The following is a 19713-nucleotide window of genomic DNA, read 5'->3' on the forward strand; positions in this document are numbered from 1 at the left end:
TGTTGTACAGATGCGGCGTGCGCACGATCAGCGGCGTGCCGGCCAGCCGGCCGGCCGCCGCCGCGATCACGGTATCGCGCCGGCTGTGCGTGTTGAGCACGTCGAAACGGCCCGCCCGCAGAATGCCGCGAATGATGGCCACGCCCTTCAGGTAATTGAGCGGGCCGTCCATTTCCAGCGTGTGCACGGTGAAACCGGCCTCGGACAGGCGCGTGGCCAGCAGCGCCTGCGGCTGGCAGATGGCCTCGACATGATGCCCGCGCGCGCGCATGGCATTCATTTCCTTGAAGATGCGGCCTTCCTGGCCGCCGAAGCTGGTGGCGGCTTCGGAGTGGACGATACGCAGCTTACGCATCAGTAGGTGACCTCGACGCCGTCGGGCTTGGTCCAGGCGTTCAGGTTCTCGAACAGCGCGTCGGCCATGCGCACGCGCCATTCCTCGCCCAGCCGGACCGTGCACAGGAAATTGTTCTTGGTGTAGACGATATCGACCGGCACCCCGGGGATGCCGTTCTCGGGCTCGGCGCGGAACGGATTGAGCAGCTGCCGCAGCCGCGCGGCGTCGGCGCCGCCGTTGAGCTTGACGCGCAGCGACTTGGCGCGCGCCTCGCGCGCCAGCTGCAGGTCATACAACTGGTCGGCCACGATGCGCATGCCGCCGGAATAATCGTCGTTGCTGACTTTGCCCTGCACGATGATGAGCTGGTCCTCGCGCAGCCGGTTGCGGTGCTTTTCGTAGAGTTCGTTGAACACCGAGATCTCGACCTGGGCGGTGCCGTCGTCCAGCACGGCGAACACCATCTTGCCCCGGCGCGTCATCATGGTGCGCACGCCGGCCAGCACGCCGCACATCCATTGCAGGTCGCGCTGCGGCTCCAGGCGCGCCAGCTGCATGGGCACGATGCGGCGCACTTCGTCGCGCCAGGCGTCGAACAGGTGGCCGCTGTAGTAGTAGCCCAGCGCCGATTTTTCCTCGGTGAGCTTCTTGTGCAGGTCCCAGGGCGCGACCTTGGCCAGCTCGCCGGCCACCACGTCGCCGCTGTCGTCGCCGAACAGCGAAGCCTGGTTGGCGCTGCGCGCGGCCTGCTCGGCCGCTTCCATGGCCGTGGGCACCGAGGCCAGCATGGCGGCGCGGTTGGGCTCGATGCCATCGAAGGCGCCCGCCTTGATCAGCGCCTCGATGGTGCGCCGGTTGACCGAATGCTTGCTGACACGGCGGCAGAAGTCGAACAGGTTCTGGAACGGGCCGCCTTCCTTGCGCGCCCGCAGGATTTCCTCGACCGCGCCCTGCCCCGTGCCCTTGACCGCGCCCAGGCCGTAGCGCATGGTGCGCGGCGGCTTACCCTTCTCGGTGTGCTTGTCGGCCACCGGCTCGAAGCGGTAGCCCGAGTGGTTCACGTCCGGCGGCAGCACCTCGACGCCGTTGTCCTGGGCGTCGCGGCAGAAGATCTGCACCTTGTCGGTGTCGTCCATGTCGGAAGACATGGTGGCGGCCAGGAACTCGGTCGGGTGATACGCCTTGAGCCAGGCGGTCTGGTACGAGATCAGCGCATAGGCGGCCGAGTGCGACTTGTTGAAGCCGTAGCCCGCGAACTTCTCCATCAGGTCGAACAGCTTGACCGCCAGGTCCGGGTCATGGCCCTTTTCCTTGGCGCCCTGCTCGAACAGCTCGCGGTGCTTGGCCATTTCCTCGGGCTTTTTCTTGCCCATGGCGCGGCGCAGCAGATCGGCGCCGCCCAGCGAGTAGCCGCCGATGATCTGCGAGATCAGCATCACCTGTTCCTGGTAGACGATGACCCCATAGGTGCTCTTGAGGGTGCTCTCCAGGTCGGAGTGGAAGTAGTCCACCGAGGCGCGGCCGTGCTTGCGGTTGACGAAATCGTCCACCATGCCCGATTCCAGCGGCCCCGGACGGTACAGGGCCAGCATGGCGATGATATCTTCGAAGGTGTTGGGCCGCAGCTTCTTGAGCAGCTCCTTCATGCCGCGCGATTCCAGCTGGAACACCGCCGTGGTGTTGGCGTCGCACAGGATCTTGTAAGCCGCCGCGTCGTCCAGCTCCAGCGCCATCACGTCGAAGTCGCGCTTGTCCGCGTTGAACTGGCGCACGTAGCGCACGGCCCAGTCCAGGATGGTCAGGTTGCGCAGGCCCAGGAAGTCGAACTTCACCAGGCCGGCGGCCTCGACGTCGTCCTTGTCGAACTGCGAGACCGCGCTGTTTTCCTGGCCGGGCTGGCAATACAGCGGGCAGAAGTCGGTCAGCTTGCCTGGCGCGATCAGCACGCCGCCGGCGTGCATGCCGATGTTGCGGGTCAGGCCCTCGAGCGGCTTGGCCAGGTCCACCAGTCCGCGCACTTCCTCTTCCTGCTCGTAGCGTTCCTTGAAGGCCGGCTCGTCCTTGAGCGTGCGCTCCAGCGACCACGGATCCATCGGGTTGAACGGGATCAGCTTGGACAGGCCGTCGCAGAACATATAGGGCATGTCCAGCACCCGGCCGGCGTCGCGCACCACGGCCTTGGCGCCCAGCGTGCCGAAGGTGGCGATCTGGCTCACGGCCGCGCGCCCGTATTTTTCCTTGACGTAGTCGATGACGCGTTCGCGGTTGTCCTGGCAGAAGTCGATATCGAAGTCGGGCATGGACACCCGCTCCGGATTCAGGAAGCGCTCGAACAGCAGGTCATAGCGGATCGGGTCCAGGTCGGTGATGCCCAACGCGTAGGCCACCAGCGAGCCGGCGCCCGAGCCCCGGCCGGGGCCCACGGGCACGCCATTGTTCTTGCCCCAGTTGATGAAGTCCTGCACGATCAGGAAGTAGCCCGGGAAGCCCATCTGGATGATGGTCTTGCACTCCCAGCGCAGGCGTTCGTAGTACTGCTCGCGCTTGGACTCGCGCACGGCCTCGTCCGGGAACAGGAAGGCCAGGCGCTTTTCCAGGCCCTGCTCGGACAGCTGCACCAGGTAGTCGTCCAGCGACACGCCATCGGGCGTGGGGAAGTTGGGCAGGCGCGGCTTGCCCAGCACCAGGCTCAGGTTGCAGCGCTTGGCGATCTCGACCGTGTTGGCCAGCGCCGAGGGCACGTCGGCGTAGCGCCGGTGCATTTCCTCGGAACTGAGCAGGTATTGATCCTTGGTGAAGCGGCGCACGCGGCGCGGATTGGCCAGGATCTCGCCTTCGGCGATGCAGACGCGGGCCTCGTGGGCCTGGAATTCGTGCTCGTCCAGGAACTGCACCGGATGCGTGGCCACCACCGGCAGGCCGGCCTCGGCCGCCAGCCGCATGGCCGCCTGGGTGTAGGCTTCGTCGCCGTCGAAACCGGCGCGCTGCAGCTCGATGTAGTAGCTGCCCGGAAACAGGAGCGCCCACTGGCGCGCCAGCGCCAGCGCCGACACGGCGTTGCCGGCGTCCAGCGCCTGGCCCACGTCGCCCATGCGCCCGCCCGACAGGGCGATCAGGCCTTCCTGGCCCTGCAGCCATTCGCGCCGGATCTCGGCCCGACCCTTGCCCTGGTTGACCAGGAAGGACTGGGTCAACAGCTCGCACAGGTTCAGGTAGCCCTGGTGATTGCGCACCAGCAACAGCAGGCGGAACGGCTTGTCGCGATCGTCGTCGTTGGTGATCCAGACGTCGCAGCCGGCGATGGGCTTGATCCCGGCGCCGCGCGCGCCCTTGTAGAACTTGATCAGGCCGAACAGGTTCGACAGGTCGGTCAGCGCCACGGCCGGCTGGCCCAGCTTGGCGACCCGCTTGATCAGGTCGGGAATGCGCACGATGCCGTCGACGACCGAGAACTCGGAGTGGACGCGCAGGTGGACAAAGGGGGACGGAGTTGTTGCGGCTTCGGACATGGCCGGAATTGTACCCAGTCATATCGGTCAAAACCCCTTTCTCGCCGGGATCCCGATCCTGGCGCCCCGCAACCCTGTGTAACAATACGCCTTGCACCCGAAATCCTGTTCCAGGACGAGATTCACGTATGAAATGGCTCATTCCCGGGATCTGGCTCGCCGCCATCCTGTTTGCGCACTTCCGAGGCCGCGTCAAGCTGCCGCTGAGCCGCCAGCTGCTGGACCACTCCGTGCTGCTGGCGCCGGTCAACGCCTTCATGGTGCTGGCCTCGCGCGTGCCCACCACGCCCTACCTGCCGTCGCGCGAGATCGACGAGCTGAAGGTGCTCGATGACAATTGGGAGACGATCCGCGACGAAGCGCTGCAGATGGCCGAGATGCGCCGCATCCGCGCGGCCGACGGGCACAACGACATCGGCTTCAGCTCCTTTTTCAAGTACGGCTGGAAGCGCTTCTACCTGAAGTGGTATGACGCCCGCCACCCCTCGGCCGAGGAGCTCTGCCCCAAGACCGTGGCCATCCTCAAGACGCTGCCCAAGGTCAAGGCCGCCATGTTCGCAGAGCTGCCGCCGGACGGCCAGCTCAACCCGCACCGCGACCCCTTCGCCGGCTCGCTGCGTTACCACCTGGGCCTGTCCACGCCCAACGACGACGGCTGCCACATCATCGTGGACGGCGAACCCTACAGCTGGCGCGACGGCGAAAGCGTGGTGTTCGACGAAACCTATGTGCACGAGGCCTACAACAAGACGCAGCAGAACCGCATCATCCTGTTCTGCGACGTCGAGCGTCCGCTCAAGTGGCGCTGGGCCGAGGCCTTCAACCGCTGGTTCGGCCGCGTGGTGATGTCGGCCGCCAGCTCGCCCAACGACGGCGGCGACCAGACCGGCGCCATCAACAAGCTGACGCACGCGCACTGGGTGTTCGAGCAGAAGCGCAAGGCCTTCAAGGCCTGGAACCGCAACGCCTACAAGGCGGTCAAGTACGGCCTGATCGTGCTGGTGGTGGTGGCGTTCATCGCGCTCTGACATCCAGGGCGCGAAGAAAAAAGCCGGCGCGGTCGCCGGCTTTTTTTCATTTGCGCGCCCCCGATCGGGCATCTCAGGCCGCCGGCTCCTGCTCCGGCAGCGTCAGCACGCCGGTCCGGTAGTCGTAGCCGTAGATCTCGCCATAGCGCCCCCACTCCACCGCGATCTTCAGCACGCGCTCGGCCTCGTCGGGCTTTAGGAATTCCTCCAGCGAATCCAGGAAGTTCTTTTCCGGCAGCTGGCCGGTCGGTTCCTGCTCCAGGCTGTGGCGGATATGCGCGGCCAGCGGCACGTGCGCCAGCAGCTGGCGGCCGAAGATGAGCTGCTTCTGGCCCTGGTCGGCCAGCACGTAGCGCTGCCCCAGCGGCGTCAGGAAGATGTCGCCCCGGTCGATCTGGGCCAGGCCGAACAGGCCCAGCGCCTCGCAGGCCGGCAGCAGGTCGTCGTCCGAGATCTCGGCTTCCTCGGCCAGCTTGGGCAGGTCGGCGCGGCCGTTGAACGGCGCCTCGGCCAGCACGTCCAGCACGCCCTCCATGCGTTCGACCTCGGTCTGCGGAAAGCGGTAGCCCAGGCCCTGCTGGCGCGGCGTGGGCGCGCCATGCGCCGGACGCGAGGTCATCAGCGCATAGACCTCGTCGATCAGCGCCCGCACCTCGGCCGAATCCGGGTTGCGCGGCCGGGGCAGCCCGATCTGCACCTGGCTGCGGATGCGGCCCGGATCGCTGGCGAACACGATGATGCGGTCGGCCATCATGACCGCTTCCTCGATATTGTGCGAGACGATCAGGATGCCCTTGGTCGAGATGCGGCTTTCGTCCCAGAGTTCCAGCATGTCGTCGCGCAGCGTCTCGCCGGTCAGCACGTCCAGCGCCGAGAATGCCTCGTCCATCAGCAGCACGTCCGGGTTCATCACCAGCGCCCGGGCGATGCCCACGCGCTGGCGCATGCCGCCGGACAGCTCGCGCGGCAGCGCCCCGCCAAAGCCACCCAGGCCGATCAGGTCCAGCACCTCGTCGGCGCGGCGGGCACGCTCGGCCGGCGCCACGCCCTGCGCCTCCAGTCCCAGCTCCACGTTCTGCTGGGCCGTCAGCCACGGAAACAGCGCGAAGGACTGGAACACCATGGAGATGCCCGCCGCCGGGCCGTACACCGGCTGGCCCCGGTACATGACGGTGCCCTGGTCGGCATTGACCAGGCCCGCCATGATGCGCAGCAGCGTGGACTTGCCCGAGCCGGACTTGCCCAGCAGGGCCACGATCTCGCCTTCGTGCAGGATGAAATCCACATGCTCCAGCACATGCCGCGCCGTGCCGTCGGCGGCGCGGAAGGACTTGCCCACATCATGCAGTTCGATCAGGGTATTGGCGTTCATGAGGTTTCCTAGCGGCCCTGGTCCTGGGCCAACAGATAGAGCTTGCGCCAGAAGAACCGGTTCAGCAGCATGACGAACACGCACATCACGCCGATGCCCAGCGCGATGCGGTGGAAGTCGCCCTGCTCGGTCATCTGCTTGATGTAGCTGCCCAGGCCGGTGGCCATCAGCGAAGTGTCGCCCCAGCTGACGTACTCAGACACGATGCTGGCGTTCCACGAGCCGCCGCTGGCGGTGATGGCGCCGGTGATGAAGCTGGGGAACACGGCTGGCAGATAGACCCGGCGCCACAGCAGCCAGCCCTTCAGCCCGAGGTTGGCCGAGGCCAGTCGCAGTTCGTTGGGAATGGTGGACGCGCCCGCCACCACGTTGAACAGGATGTACCACTGGGTGCCGAACACCATCAGCGGGCTCAGCCAGATGTCCGGATTCAGCTTCCAGGCCACCATCACGAAGACCACCAGCGGGAACAGCAGGTTGACCGGGAAGGCGGCCAGGAACTGCGCCACGGCCTGGACTTTCTGCGAATACTTCGGCCGCAGCCCGATCCAGACCGCCACCGGCACCCAGAACAGCGAGGCCAGCCCGATCAGCAGCAGCACGCGCGCGAGCGTGATGCCGCCCAGGCCCACCACGTGCAGCACCTCGCTCCAGCCCACGTCCTCGTGCACGAAGACCACCAGCTTGTAGGTCGCCAGCAGCGCGCCGGCGGCCAGCAGCGAATCCCAGACGCGCGACCAGCGCGGATCGGGCGCCTTGGCGCGGGCGCGGATCGAGGTGCCGTCATACGGCACGCTGAACCAGCCCAGCGCCCGGCGCATGCGCGCCCAGAAGCGGTTCGACAGCGCCATCATCCAGCGGCTGCGGCGGGTCCAGTCCAGCAGCCAGGACTGCTGCGCGGCGTCGCCCTGCGATTCCTCGAAGCGGAACTTGTCGGCCCAGGCCAGCAGCGGGCGGAAGAACAGCTGGTCGTACAGCAGGATGCCGGCCATCATGGCCAGGATGGCCCAGGCGATGGCGGCGCCGTTCTCCGATTCGATGGCCACCGCGATGTAGGAACCGATGCCGGGCAGCTTGATGTCCTGGCCCGCCACCGAAATGGCCTCGGCCGCCACCAGGAAGAACCAGCCGCCCGACATGGACATCATCATGTTCCACAGCAGGCCCGGCGTGGCATAGGGCAGCTCAAGCCGCCAGAAACGCTGCCAGCCCGACAGCCGGAACACGCGCGCCGCCTCGTGCAGCTCGGGCGGCACCGTGCGCATGGATTGGTACAGGCTGAACGCCATGTTCCAGGCCTGCGAGGTGAAGATGGCGAAGATGGCGGCGCATTCCACGCCCAGCAGGTTGCCGGGGAACAGCGCGATGAAGGGCGCGATGGCGATGGCCTGGAAACCCAGGATGGGCACCGATTGCAGGATGTCCAGCATCGGGACCATGGCTTTTTCCGCCGTCCGGTACTTGGCCGCGATGGCGGCGAAGACGAAGCTGAACAGCAGCGAGAACGCCAGCGCCGTGAACATGCGCAGGATGGTGCGCAGCAGGTAGTACGGCAGGTAGACCGGATCCAGCGAGATCGGCAGTTCCTCGCCCACGGCGAAGGGCCGGCTCATCTGCGAGGCCCCGTAGGCCATCAGCGCCAGGATCGCCAGCACCAGCGGCAGCAGGGCCCAGTCCCATCGATTGGGCGCCGAGCGGGACAGGGACGATGGGCGGGTCCGGTTGCTGAACAGCTCGAACATGGCGGCAGGGCTCCAAGGCGGAGGGAGTCGAAAAGCCCGAGCATTCAAGCATAACCAGATGACGCATTTCTGAACGCCGGCGCTTGAAATTCCTGGCTATTTCACCCTGCTTTCAAGCCACTTTCAACCCACTTGCGCACGACCCAAAAAACGAGACCTCGCGGAGCCCACAACCCTTCTGGGCGCTCCACTTCCACCATGCCCGCCCCCCAGGTTGTCACGCTGCCACAACACTCACGCCCCGCAAGCAACAGACGCTCCCCCATCGGGATGCCACGGAGCCGGCTTTGCCGGTCCGTCGGCATGCCCCTGGGGGAAGCGCGCAGCGCTCGGGGGGGTCATCTCTTTATGGATTCCCAGCTCTTCATCAGCCGCTTGACCGACACCGGCATCGGCGTGCGCAGCTCCTGGGCGAACAGGGCCACCCGCAGCTCTTCCAGCAGCCAGCGGAACTCGTCCAGGCGCGGATCCGGCGCGCCCTTCAGCGCCGAACGCGCGCGCTGGTACTGCGTCAGCAGCGGCGCCATCTCGGCCACCAGCTTGGCGTCACGGGCCGGGTCGGCGCGCAGCTTGTCGATGCGCGCCACCGCCGCCTTCAGATAGCGCGGATAGTGCGACAGCTGGGCATAGGGCGTGTCGCGGATGAACCACTTGGGCATCAGCGCGCCCAGCTGCTGCTGCAGGTCGGCATAGGCGGCCGCGTGCGGCTTGGCCTGGGGCAGCTTGCGTTGCAGCGCCGCGTATTCCGTCAGCACCGCGCCGGCCAGCCGCGCCACTTCCTGGGCCAGCAGGCCCAGCCGGCCCTTGCCGTCGGCGCGCCGGGCCTCGAACTGCTGCTGGTTGACCGGCCAGGGCTCGGCCAGGCAGGCCTGGCCCAGCGCGCAGTCGATGATCTGGTCGCGCAATTCCTCCTGCGTGCCCAGCGTCATATAGAGCATGCTGATCTTGGTCAGGTCGGCCAGGTTCTTTTCCAGGAACTTGACCTGCTCGCGCAGCCCCAGCCGGAACAGCTTCAGCAGGCCGGCGCGATGATGCTTGCGCGCCTCGTCCGGATCGTCGAACACGTCCAGGTCGCAATGCGCGCCCTTGTCCACCAGCGCCGGATAGCCGATCACCGACTGCCCGCCGCGCTTGATCTCCATGATCTCGGGCAAGGGGCCGAAGGTCCAGCCGGTCAGGTTCTCGTGCGCCAGCGCCTGCGCCACCTCGGTGTCGCGCGCGGCCAGCTGCTGGAACGTGGCCTGGGCCTGCTTGCCGAACTCGGCGCGCAGCTGCGCCAGGTTGCGGCCGGCGGCCAGCATGCGGCCATGCTCGTCGACCACGCGGAAGTTCATGAACAGGTGCGCCGGCAGCGTCTCCAGCTTGAAGTCGGCCTGGGCCGGACGCACCTGCACCTGGTCCCACATGTCCGCGATCACGGCGTCGACCAGCCCGCTCGGCGGCTCGGCCAGGCGCTCGAACCAGCGCTCGTAGAATCCCGCCGCGTAGTCGGGCAGCGGCACGCAATGGCGGCGCAGCTTCTGCGGCAGCGATTTGAGCAGCAGATGCACCTTTTCCTTCAGCATGCCCGGCACCAGCCATTCGCAGCGCGCCGGATCGAGCTGGTTCAGCGCGAACAGCGGCACCGACAGCGTCACGCCATCGCGCGGCGAGCCCGGCTCGAAGTGGTAGTCCAGCGCCATGCTCACGCCCTGCCACTCGACCTTCTTGGGGAAGACCTCGGTGGTGACGCCGGCGGCCTCGTGGCGCATCAGCTCGTCGCGCGTCAGCATGAGCTTGGCGGCGGCGGCCTTGTCCAGCCCGGACACCCACTTTTCCAACGTCGCGGTCTGCGAGATGTCGGCCGGCAGCTGGCGGTCATAGAAGGCGTAGATCAGCTCGTCGTCGACCAGGATGTCCGGCCGGCGGGTCTGATGCTCCAGCTTCTCGATGCCCGCGATCAGCTTGCGGTTGTGCGCCACGAAGGCCAGCCGCGTATCGATCTCGCCCGGCACCAGCGCCTGACGGATGAACAGCTCGCGCGCGTGACTGGGGTTGACCCGGCCGTAGTGGATGCGCCGGCCGGTATAGATGGTCAGGCCGTACAGCGTGGCGCGCTCGTTGGCGACCACCTGTCCGGCCTTCTTTTCCCAGCGCGGGTCCGACCAGTTCTTGCGCAGCAGGTGCTCGGCCACCCGTTCCAGCCAGGTCGGCTCGATGCGCGCCACGCAGCGCGCGTACAGCCGGGTGGTTTCCACCAGCTCGGCCGCGACCACCCAGCGCCCCGCTTTCTTCACCAGGCGCGAGCCGGGGTGGATATGGAAGCGGATCTCGCGCGCGCCCTGGTAGTGGCCGCCCTCGTCGCTCTTGAAGCCGATATTGCCCAGCAGGCCCGACAGCAGCGCCAGGTGCAGCTGCTCGAAAGTGGCCTCGGTCTGGTTGACGCGCCAGCCCTGCTCGCCCACCAACGCCGACAGCTGGGTATGCACGTCGTGCCACTCGCGCAGCCGGATCGGCGACAGGAAATTCTGGCGCAGCAGCGCCACCAGCTTGCGCTGCGAGCCCTTGTGCTGCACCTGCTCGCCGTACCAGCGCCACAGTTTCAGGAAGGAAATGAACTCCGACTTGTCGTCGGCGAACTTGGCGTGAGCGGCCTCGGCCGCCTCGCGCTCCTGCATGGGACGGTCGCGCGGATCCTGCACCGACAGGGCCGAGGCGATGATCAGCATCTCGGCCAGGCACTGCTGGTCGCGCGCGGCCAGGATCATGCGGCCAATGCGCGGGTCCACCGGCAGCTTGGCCAGCTCCTGGCCGCTGCGGGTCAGCGTAAAGGACGCGCCCGAGGCGGCCTCGGCGCCATCGTCGGCGGCCGACTGCTCGATCGCGCCCAGCTCCTGCAGCAGGTGATAGCCGTCGGCCACCGCGCGTCCCGGCGGCGCCTCGACGAAGGGAAACTGTTCGATGTCGTCCAGCTTCAGCGCCTTCATCCGCAGGATCACCGAGGCCAGCGACGAGCGCAGCACTTCGGGATCGGTAAAGGGCGCGCGCGCGTTGAAATCCAGCTCGTCGTACAGGCGGATGCAGACGCCCGGCCCGACCCGGCCGCAACGGCCGGCGCGCTGATTGGCCGAGGCCCGGCTGACCGGCTCGATGCGCAGCTGCTCGACCTTGTTGCGCCAGGAATAGCGCTTGACCCGCGCCAGGCCGCTGTCGACCACGTAGCGGATGCCCGGCACGGTCAGCGAGGTCTCGGCCACGTTGGTGGCCAGCACCACGCGGCGCGCGTTGCCGCGCGGATGGAAGATCTGCTCCTGCTCGGCCTGCGACAGGCGCGCGTACAGCGGCAGCACCTCGGTGCCGACCGGGTGATGCTTGCGCAGCGCCTCGGCCGATTCGCGGATCTCGCGCTCGCCGGGCAGGAACACCAGCACGTCGCCCGGGCCGTGGCGCGCGCACTCATCGACCGCGTCGACGATGGCGTCGATCAGGTCGCGCTCCTCGTCGCCGGACATGCGTTCGCGGTCGCGCTCGCGGCCGGACCGCGCGGGCGCCGGCGCGTCCTCGTCCTCGGCCAGCTCCTGGCGCACCGGGCGGTAGCGCAGCTCGACCGGGTACAGCCGGCCCGACACCTCGATCACCGGCGCCGGCTTGTCCTCGGCCGCGCCGAAATGGCGCGCGAAGCGTTCGGCGTCGATGGTGGCCGAGGTGATGATGACCTTCAGGTCCGGCCGCCTCGGCAGCAGCTGCTTCAGGTAGCCCAGCAGGAAATCGATGTTGAGGCTGCGCTCGTGCGCCTCGTCGATGATGATGGTGTCGTAGCGGCGCAGCAGCGGGTCGCGCTGCGACTCGGCCAGCAGGATGCCGTCGGTCATCAGCTTGATGGCCGCGTTGGGGCCGGTGCGGTCATTGAAGCGCACCTGGTAGCCGACCACCTCGCCCATCGGCGTGTTCAGTTCCTCGGCGATGCGCTTGGCCACCGAGGTCGCGGCCAGGCGGCGCGGCTGGGTGTGGCCGATCATCTTGCGGCGGCCGCGTCCCAGTTCCAGGCAGATCTTGGGCAGCTGCGTGGTCTTGCCCGAGCCGGTCTCGCCGCTGACGATCACGACCTGATGGGCCGCGATGGCGCGCGCGATCTCCTGCCGCCGGGCGCTGACGGGCAGATCCTCGGGATAGGTGACGACGGGAATGGGCCGCTCGGGACGGTCCGCCGGCGCGGCGCGTTCGGTGCGTTCGGTGCGTTCGGTGCGTTCGGTGCGTTCGGTGCGTTCGGTGCGTTCGGTGCGTTCTGTACGTTCGCCGCGCTCGGCGCGCGGCGCGCGCGCGGGACGGGCGCCGCCGGACGCGGGCGCGTCGGGGCTGCCGGGGCCACGGGCCGCTTGCGGCGCGCGCGGACGGGATGATTCAGACATGTGGGATTTATCCGGTTAGCCGGGCATTATAAATTTCCACGGCGTCCCGCGCCCCGCCTGGGCCGCCGGCCGGCGCGCCCCGGCGAAACCCCGGCGGGGCGCGGGCGATTTTTCCGCTGCCCGCCGGCCCCGGCAGTCATATAATTTCGCCACGCCGCCCGCGCGGCAGGCCGCCCCCGATGCCGGGGCCCCCGCGCGGACGGCGCCATGGCGCGGCCAGGCGCCGCGCCCGTCCCATATATCAGGAACCTCACCACCCATCATGCCCGACCTGGAACCAGACACCGTCTCCGCCCTCGAAGCCCCCGAATTCGCGCCCGCCCAATTCGTCCGATGGTTCCGAGAGGTGGCGCCCTATGTGCATGCGTTCCGAGGCAAGACGTTCGTGGTGGCGTTCGGCGGCGAGCTGGTGCAGGCCGGCGCGCTGAACACGCTGGTGCAGGATCTGTCGCTGCTGTCCGCGCTGGGCATCCGCCTGGTGCTGGTGCACGGCTCGCGTCCGCAGGTCAATGAGCAGCTGCGCCTGAAGGGCTATACCCAGCAGTTCGATCGCGGCCTGTCGCCCACCGACGCCGCCGCGCTGGAATGCGCCAAGGAAGCCGCCGGCGAGATCCGCCTGGACATCGAGGCCGCGTTCAGCCAGGGCCTGCCCAACACGCCCATGTCGCACTCGCACATCCGGGTCATCTCGGGCAACTTCGTCACGGCCCGCCCCACCGGCGTGCTGGACGGCGTGGACTACAAGCACACCGGCCAGGTCCGCAAGATCGACGTGGACGCGCTGAAGTTCGCCATCGAGAAGGGTTCGTCGGTGGTGCTGCTGTCGCCGCTGGGTTTCTCGCCCACGGGCGACGCCTTCAACCTGGCGATGGAAGACCTGGCCACCAGCGTGGCCGTGGCGCTGCGCGCCGAGAAACTCATCTTCCTGTCCAGCTCGCACGGCGTGCTGAACGACGACGGCACGCCCGACACCGAGCTGGCGCGCGTGGACGCCGACGCGCTGCTGGCCGCCGGCACGCTGGACGAGGAAACCAGCTACTTCCTGCAATTCGCCTCGCTGGCGGTCAAGCGCGGCGTGGCCCGCTCGCACCTGCTGCCCTTCTCGCTGGACGGCAGCGTGCTGCTGGAGATCTTCACCCACGACGGCGTGGGCACCATGGTGGTCGAGGACACGCTGGACGACCTGCGCCCGGCCACCATCGACGACGTCGGCGCCATCCTGAGCCTGATCGAGCCGCTGGAAGCCGACGGCACGCTGGTGCCGCGCCCGCGCAGCGTGATCGAGCGCGACGTCGAGAACTTCACCGTGCTGGAGCACGACGGCGTGATCTACGGCTGCGCCACGCTGCACAACTTCGCCGAGGAGCAGATGGCCGAGATGGCCTGCCTGATCGTGCATCCGGAATGGCAGGGCTCGGGCGAAGGCGAGATCCTGCTACGCCACATGGAGTCGCGCGCCCGCGCGGCTGGCGCCAAGCGCCTGTTCGTGCTGACCACCCGCACCTCGCACTGGTTCATCAAGCGCGGCTTCGTGCAGGGCGGCATCGCCGACCTGCCGCGCGAAAAGCAGCACAACTACAACCGCTCGCGCAACAGCCTGGTCTTCATCAAGAAGTTGTGACCCCCGGGAAGCGCCATGCGCGTTCCCCTCCAGGGAGCGCCGCCGCGGACCGGCAAAGCCGGATCCGCGCGGCCTCGATCGCGACAACCTTGCGATGCGGAGGGCATCTCGCATGACCGTTGCCGGCATGAACTAAAATGCGGCGTTATCGTCACTTTCCGGCAGCGAAATCATGGCCCGTACCGTCAACTGTTTGAAATTGAAGCGTGAAGCCGAGGGACTGGACTATCCGCCCTATCCCGGCGAGCTGGGCACGCGCATCTGGCAAAGCATCTCGAAGGAAGCCTGGGAAGAGTGGAAGCAGGTGCAGACGCGCCTGGTCAATGAAAACCGCCTGAACCTGGCCGACTCGCGCGCCCGCAAGTACCTGCAGCAGCAGATGGAACGTTTCCTGTTCGAAGACGGCAGCGTCGAAGCCCAGGGCTACGTGCCGCCCTCGGCCTGAGGCCGCGCGCCAGGCGTGTCGAAAGGCCCGGATCCGGCATCGCGCCGGGTCCGGGCCTTTTCCATTGCGCGGCGTCACCCCCGCGCGTCGTTCAGTCCCAGTGCGTCAGCGTGATCCGGTAGCCATCCGCCGGATCGGCGGTCCTGGACACCGCCAGCACCACCAGCTCGCCCGAACCGGACAGGTACTCGGCGTGGCGCACCAGTTCCTCGCCGTCCGCGAGCGCGGCCGCCACCATGCCGGCGGCCTCGGCCGGACGCGGCTGGAAGCCGCGGCTCTGCAAATAGGCGTCCAGCGAGGCATAGGCGTCATCGACGCTGCCAGGCGACACCGCGTAAGACACCTCGGAACGCGGCGCCTTGTCGCCATCGCCAACCGAGCCGAAGTAGTCCGGCGCGCCGGCCGCGTTCGCCACGGGCGCATGGCGCACCAGCGAGGACATGCCCACGTAGTAGGCCAGCGTGCCGGGCTTGGGCGCGTAGTCCTCCTGGGAAAACAGCCACGCATAGGCGGCGGCCCAGATCGCCAGCACCACGGCGGCGAGCGTCACGACAGACCAGGCAAGCACTTTGATTCGCATCGCGGGCGGACGGCCCCATCCGGGGCCGCGATAGTGGGTACGCGGGGCCCCATCCTATAGAAATCGCGCGCCGCCGTCCCGGAAAAGGGTAACGACTTGCAAACATCTGACCGGCATCAGTCGCGACGCGCGCGCCGCATCGTGGCGCGATGCGCCGATGGCCTTAAGATTCGCCTGTCGCAGGCCGTATTAATGCCGTCATGAAAGTCGAACCGCGTTCTCCCCATTTCCAGGACCTCCCGGACGCCATCAAGCGCGCGCTGGCGATCGAGCCCGATCGCCGCAGCGGCACGATCCGGGACGTGGGCCACGTCGTCATCCTGATGCAGGAGAACCGCTCCTTCGATCACTATTTCGGCACGCTGCCCGGCGTGCGCGGCTTCGCCGATCCGCATCCCGCGCCCACGCCCGGCGGCGACGTGCTGACGCAGGCCGGCGACGGCATCCGCACCGGTCCCTATGCCTTGCAGCCCGAGCATCGCAGCGACACGCCGGTGGGCTACATCACGCCGCACACCTGGGACGACGCCCAGCGCGCCTGGAACGACGGCCGCATGGACCAGTGGCTGCCCGCCAAGGGCCGTCTCGGCATGGGCGCCTACGGCCCCGCCGAGCTGCCGTTCCAGACCGCGCTGGCCGACGCCTTCACGCTGTGCGAGGCCTATCACTGCTCGATGCAGGCCGGCACCAATCCCAACCGGCTGTTCCTGTGGACCGGCGCCAACGATCCGCGCGGCGAGGCCGGCGGCCCGGCCCTGGTCAACACCCATGACCGCCTCGGCCCCGCCGCCGAGGGCTATGCCTGGACCACCTATCCCGAACGGCTGCAGCAGGCCGGCGTGGACTGGCGCATCTACCAGGACATGGCCGATAACTTCAACGACAATCCCCTGGCCGGCTTTCGCCAATACCGCGCGGCGCATGCCGCCGGCGGTGACGCGCCGCTGCGCGAGCGCGCCCTGTCGACCCGCACGCTGCAAGACCTGGCACGCGACGTCGCCGCCGGCAGCCTGCCCCAGGTCTCGTGGATCATCGCGCCCGCCGCCGACTCCGAGCATCCGGAAGTCTCGTCGCCGCGCGCCGGCGGCGCCTACACGGAACGGGTGCTGGACATCCTAACGCGCAATCCGGCGGTCTGGAGCCGCTGCGTCTTCTTCGTCACCTACGACGAGAACGACTGCTTCTACGACCACGTGCCGCCGCCGGCCCCGCCCGCGCGCAACGACGGCGCGCAATCGGGCGGCCTGTCCACCGTGGAGCTGGACGGCGAATACCACGACGCGCGCACCGGCCCCAGCGCCGGCACGCCCGACGACCCCGCCGCCCTGCACGGCCGCGCCTTCGGCATGGGGCCGCGCGTGCCCATGCTGGTGGTGTCGCCCTGGAGCCGGGGCGGCTGGGTCAACGCGCAGGTGTTCGACCACACCTCGGTGATCCGTTTCCTGGAAGCGCGCCATGGCGTCATGGAACCCAATATCAGCGCCTGGCGCCGCGCCGTCGCCGGCGACCTGACCTCGGCGCTGGACTTCAGCGGCGAGCGCGACCACGCGGGCGAGCCGCCCGGCGGCCACGCCATCTCGACGCGCCGCAACTGCGCCCTGCCCTACGCGCTGGAAGCCGTGGGCCGCATGACGGCCGATGGCGAAAGCTACCGCCTGACCTTCCGCAATCCGGGCAGCGCGGGGGCCGTGCTGCATGTGTACGATCGCCTGGACCTGAGCACGCCGCCCCGGCGCTACACGCTGGGCGCGGGATCGCGGCTGGACGATGGCTGGCGACTGTCGGCTCGCGGCGACTACGGACTGTGGCTGCTGGGCCCGGACGGATTCCACCGCGAATTTCGCGGCGACGCCCGGGACGGCGGCCTGCTCGAGGCGCAGCTGGTGCCGGTCAGCGCCGGCCTGCGCCTGCGGCTGATCAACCATGGCGAGGCGCACCAGCCCATGAAAGTGGAATCGCGCATCGGCGACGGCTGGCGCGCGGTGGCGCACGTGCAGGCCGGCGGCGCGATCGAGCTCAAGTACGCCGGCTGCGAAGGCTGGTACGACCTGGAGATCACCGTGCCGGACATGCCGGCCTTCGGACGCCGGCTGGCGGGTCGCATCGCGTCCGGCAAGCCCGGCGTGCCGGATCCGAGGCTGCGGCGCGGCTGGACGCTGGCGCCGTGGACGCCGACGCCGGCATGAATCAGCCCGGGCCGCAGGCCGGCTGACCGGGCACGGCGACGCGCGCGCCGCGCAGCAGCCTCGGCGTGCCCGGGTAGACGTTGAAGGCGTCGATCTCGCGCCCATCCACCTGTGCGCGCTCGACCCGATGACGCACCGTGCCCGTGGCCGTGATCCGCGCGCCCTCGGCCACGCATTCGACCTGGATGGCGGATTCCCGGTCCTCCGGCACCTGGCGCACCAGCGCGCTGTAGGCGATGTTGACCACCACCATGCCGGCCACCTGCTGACGGCCGGTTTCCATCTTTCCAACCTCAGGCTTGACCACCAGCCGGTACACCTGCTCCACCTTCACGCCATCCAGCGGCTTGAGCGCGATGCGCTTGCTCTGGCCTGGCGACAGACTCATCTGGAACGGCGCCGCGTACAGGGTCGGCGCCGTCGTCTGGCCAATGGGCTCCAGCTTTTCATCGCGCAGCGGCACGCCCGGATTGAGCAGCCGCGACAGCGAGACCGACACGTACTCCGGACGGTCGCCCTGATTCGATACCGTGACCTGCACGGCCTCGTCGCGCACCTCGATCTCCTTGGGATAGACATCGATCAGCGCCGAGGCCGGCGCGCTGCACAGCAGGGCCAGGAGGGCGCTTGGCAATAAGGCGATTGCTTTCATGGGAGTTGGCATATCGTGAATACCGCCGCCAGCGGCTGGTCCTCAGGGTTTGATGGCGACAGCCTCGAACGTCATCGACAAGACGCCCTGATACGTGCCCACGACATCCCGGAAATCGCCTTCGGGAGGCAAGGCGGCAACCTTGAGCGCGTACATGCCGACGGAATTCGTCCCCGCGACAGCAGGCGCCGGGTTCTCGAATTCGGCATTCTGCGCCACCTGCAGGGGCTTGAGCGCGCCGCCTTCGGGCCCCATCGTCACCGTGGGCTGGCGAAACACCTGCTTCTTGGCGTTCTGCAGCACCAGCGGCGCGTCCAGGCGCACCTGGAACTTGTTCGGCAAGGACGTCACGCGCAGGCGCAGCGCCACTTCATAGGGCGTGTTCCAGCCACCCAGCTGTTGCATTTCCAGGTTGTCCTGCCAGCCGCCCAGCTCGTTGGTCACCTCGATGAATTCCAGCGGCCTGACGTAGGCCTTGATGGTGCTGGAGGTCTTGCCCGTGACGGTGATATCGGCCAAGGCCAGCGCCGGCATCATGATGGGCAGCACCCACAGGCAGGCCAGAATGAGAGGCTTGATCGCCACAACGCGCCAATAGGACGGGCGCGGCACGTCAGGAGAATGCGCGCACGCGCCGGACTCCGGCCGAGAAAAAAGCGGGGTCTTCATGAATACTCTCATATGTACTCCCATATCAAAGCGACGAATGCCGCGCCTAGGGCTGGGTAACGATGGTGAACGTAAGCACATCGCTGAAATCCGTACTCTTGAGCGTTGCGCCAGCCCAGGCCTTGAACGTGGGCGTCAGGCATGTCCTGCCACTCTTGCTCAGCGTCAACGGCAATCCATTGATACTGGGCAACGCCACCGGCGCGCCGCCCCCCGCCAAGCTCAACGTATAGGGAATTGTCTCGTTGCCATTTTCCGCGCTGGCAAGCAGGAACTTGCTCTCGGCAACGCCATTGCGATTGCTCGCGCTGATCAAATACTTGTCGAATTCAATGAACTTCGGATCGTAAGCAAAGCACAGCCGCTGCTCATCGGTGACAAACGTGCGCGTCGTTTCCTTGCCCCGGGCCAACTCCCCCAGGTCCCAATCCGGCGCGCTAACCGTGATTTCCGTCGTGACCGGCGACGGCGGCGTCGCCTCGCCCGCCTTGATGAGTCGGCACCCCCCTAGCTTGAGGGCCATGTAGAGCGCCCCCTTTTGCACATAAAACCGATCGAGGTTGGACTCGTTCGACACGTGAAAGCCGACGGCCGGCCACTTGTTTAGCTCGCTGGCAGCGAACTCTGCGCTGATAGTGGCAGTGAATCTCCCAGCATTGGACCAGTGTGCGACGCCCACATTCGACCGATAGTAGGTGTGGTTGGAATTGAACTCAGTAAGGCTGTTGGTTGGGTTCATGCCATTCATCGTTACTGCCACCGTCCCGTCCGAGCGCTTTCTATTGCCTTTTTCATCGAAAAAGAATACTGCCAAGCCCCTCGACATAAAGTAAAGTGAGTTGCCAATATTTCCAGACGCGGCCTGGAACCTGACGGTAAAGGAAGCCGCTACCCTGTCGCCAGATTGCACAAGGCTGCAATTTTCATAGGTACCGTCGATGACCTCGGCATAGGAGGCTGCCCAAGCCACCCGGCCCGTGCATAGCCACAACACGGCCAACAAGCCCGGCATCGAACAGCGCATGATGACTTTGCGGATTGATTTCACAGGCATTCCCCTCGATGAAAGCATGGCGGCGGCATGCCGCAATAGGCATGGCAGCCCTCAAGCAAGGGTAAGGCCCGCTGCGCCATAGCCATTGCCGGACACGCGCCCAGCCCAGGCACGGCCAGAAAAACCGCCA

13 protein-coding genes are annotated in these 19713 nt (G+C 67.5%); 4 read left to right on the forward strand and 9 right to left on the reverse strand.

All coding sequences use genetic code 11. The features are described from left to right. Together ACEU5R_RS22315 and dnaE are read right to left on the reverse strand one after the other, a co-directional pair. Window positions 1–355, reverse strand: a 355-nt coding sequence (locus ACEU5R_RS22315; RefSeq protein ID WP_392411698.1) for a glycosyltransferase, incomplete at its 3' end; no start/stop codon positions are given. Further along, complete coding sequence (gene dnaE / locus ACEU5R_RS22320) at window positions 355–3846, reverse strand: DNA polymerase III subunit alpha (protein WP_103273619.1); 3492 nt, start codon at window positions 3844–3846, stop codon at window positions 355–357. The genes ACEU5R_RS22315 and dnaE, both read right to left, overlap by 1 nt. Before the next feature lie 128 nt (window positions 3847–3974). On the opposite strand from dnaE, the gene lpxO reads away from it, so the two are divergent. After that, window positions 3975–4874: a lipid A hydroxylase LpxO gene (gene lpxO / locus ACEU5R_RS22325; protein WP_392411700.1), complete on the forward strand. Its 900-nt coding sequence runs from the start codon at window positions 3975–3977 to the stop codon at window positions 4872–4874. Window positions 4875–4947: 73 nt separating this feature from the next. Here the strand turns inward: lpxO and ACEU5R_RS22330 are convergent, their stop codons facing one another. The 3 genes from ACEU5R_RS22330 to hrpA all read right to left on the reverse strand — a co-directional run bounded on the left by ACEU5R_RS22330 (window position 4948) and on the right by hrpA (window position 12376). After that, the gene (locus tag ACEU5R_RS22330) at window positions 4948–6246 is read right to left on the reverse strand and encodes a nitrate/sulfonate/bicarbonate ABC transporter ATP-binding protein (RefSeq protein WP_103273617.1); all 1299 of its coding nucleotides are present in this window, start codon (window positions 6244–6246) and stop codon (window positions 4948–4950) included. A gap of 8 nt (window positions 6247–6254) precedes the next feature. Then, a complete protein-coding gene (locus ACEU5R_RS22335; protein ID WP_392411702.1) occupies window positions 6255–7988 on the reverse strand; it encodes an ABC transporter permease in 1734 nt (577 codons plus the stop codon). A gap of 338 nt (window positions 7989–8326) precedes the next feature. Beyond that, window positions 8327–12376 (reverse strand): ATP-dependent RNA helicase HrpA, encoded by a 4050-nt coding sequence (gene hrpA, locus ACEU5R_RS22340; protein WP_392411704.1) that lies wholly within the window; start codon window positions 12374–12376, stop codon window positions 8327–8329. A gap of 262 nt (window positions 12377–12638) precedes the next feature. Here hrpA and argA point away from each other — a divergent pair, with 262 nt between their 5' ends. Then, window positions 12639–13997 (forward strand): amino-acid N-acetyltransferase, encoded by a 1359-nt coding sequence (argA, locus tag ACEU5R_RS22345; protein WP_103273614.1) that lies wholly within the window; start codon window positions 12639–12641, stop codon window positions 13995–13997. A gap of 172 nt (window positions 13998–14169) precedes the next feature. Then, the gene (locus ACEU5R_RS22350; RefSeq protein WP_103273613.1) at window positions 14170–14442 is read left to right on the forward strand and encodes an oxidative damage protection protein; all 273 of its coding nucleotides are present in this window, start codon (window positions 14170–14172) and stop codon (window positions 14440–14442) included. Window positions 14443–14533: 91 nt separating this feature from the next. Here the strand turns inward: ACEU5R_RS22350 and ACEU5R_RS22355 are convergent, their stop codons facing one another. Next, entirely contained in the window at window positions 14534–15010 is a 477-nt protein-coding gene (locus ACEU5R_RS22355) for a hypothetical protein (protein ID WP_392411706.1), read from the reverse strand. A gap of 212 nt (window positions 15011–15222) precedes the next feature. Between ACEU5R_RS22355 and ACEU5R_RS22360 the strand changes: the two genes are divergently transcribed. Further along, the gene (locus tag ACEU5R_RS22360) at window positions 15223–17208 is read left to right on the forward strand and encodes a phosphocholine-specific phospholipase C (protein ID WP_392411708.1); all 1986 of its coding nucleotides are present in this window, start codon (window positions 15223–15225) and stop codon (window positions 17206–17208) included. Between the two features lies 1 nt (window position 17209). On the opposite strand, the gene ACEU5R_RS22365 is transcribed toward ACEU5R_RS22360, so the two are convergent. From ACEU5R_RS22365 to ACEU5R_RS22375, 3 genes are read right to left on the reverse strand one after another with little or no spacing between them, the layout of a single operon-like run. Next, window positions 17210–17860, reverse strand: coding sequence for a hypothetical protein (locus ACEU5R_RS22365; protein WP_392411709.1), 651 nt, complete (start codon window positions 17858–17860; stop codon window positions 17210–17212). 42 nt (window positions 17861–17902) lie between these two features. Beyond that, window positions 17903–18529: a hypothetical protein gene (locus tag ACEU5R_RS22370; RefSeq protein WP_392411711.1), complete on the reverse strand. Its 627-nt coding sequence runs from the start codon at window positions 18527–18529 to the stop codon at window positions 17903–17905. A gap of 46 nt (window positions 18530–18575) precedes the next feature. After that, on the reverse strand, window positions 18576–19577 hold the full coding sequence (locus ACEU5R_RS22375; protein WP_392411712.1) for a hypothetical protein: 1002 nt from the start codon (window positions 19575–19577) through the stop codon (window positions 18576–18578). Between the last annotated feature and the right edge of the window lie 136 nt (window positions 19578–19713).

Source organism: Achromobacter sp. 413638, from assembly GCF_043119405.1.
Lineage (GTDB): Bacteria > Pseudomonadota > Gammaproteobacteria > Burkholderiales > Burkholderiaceae_B > Achromobacter.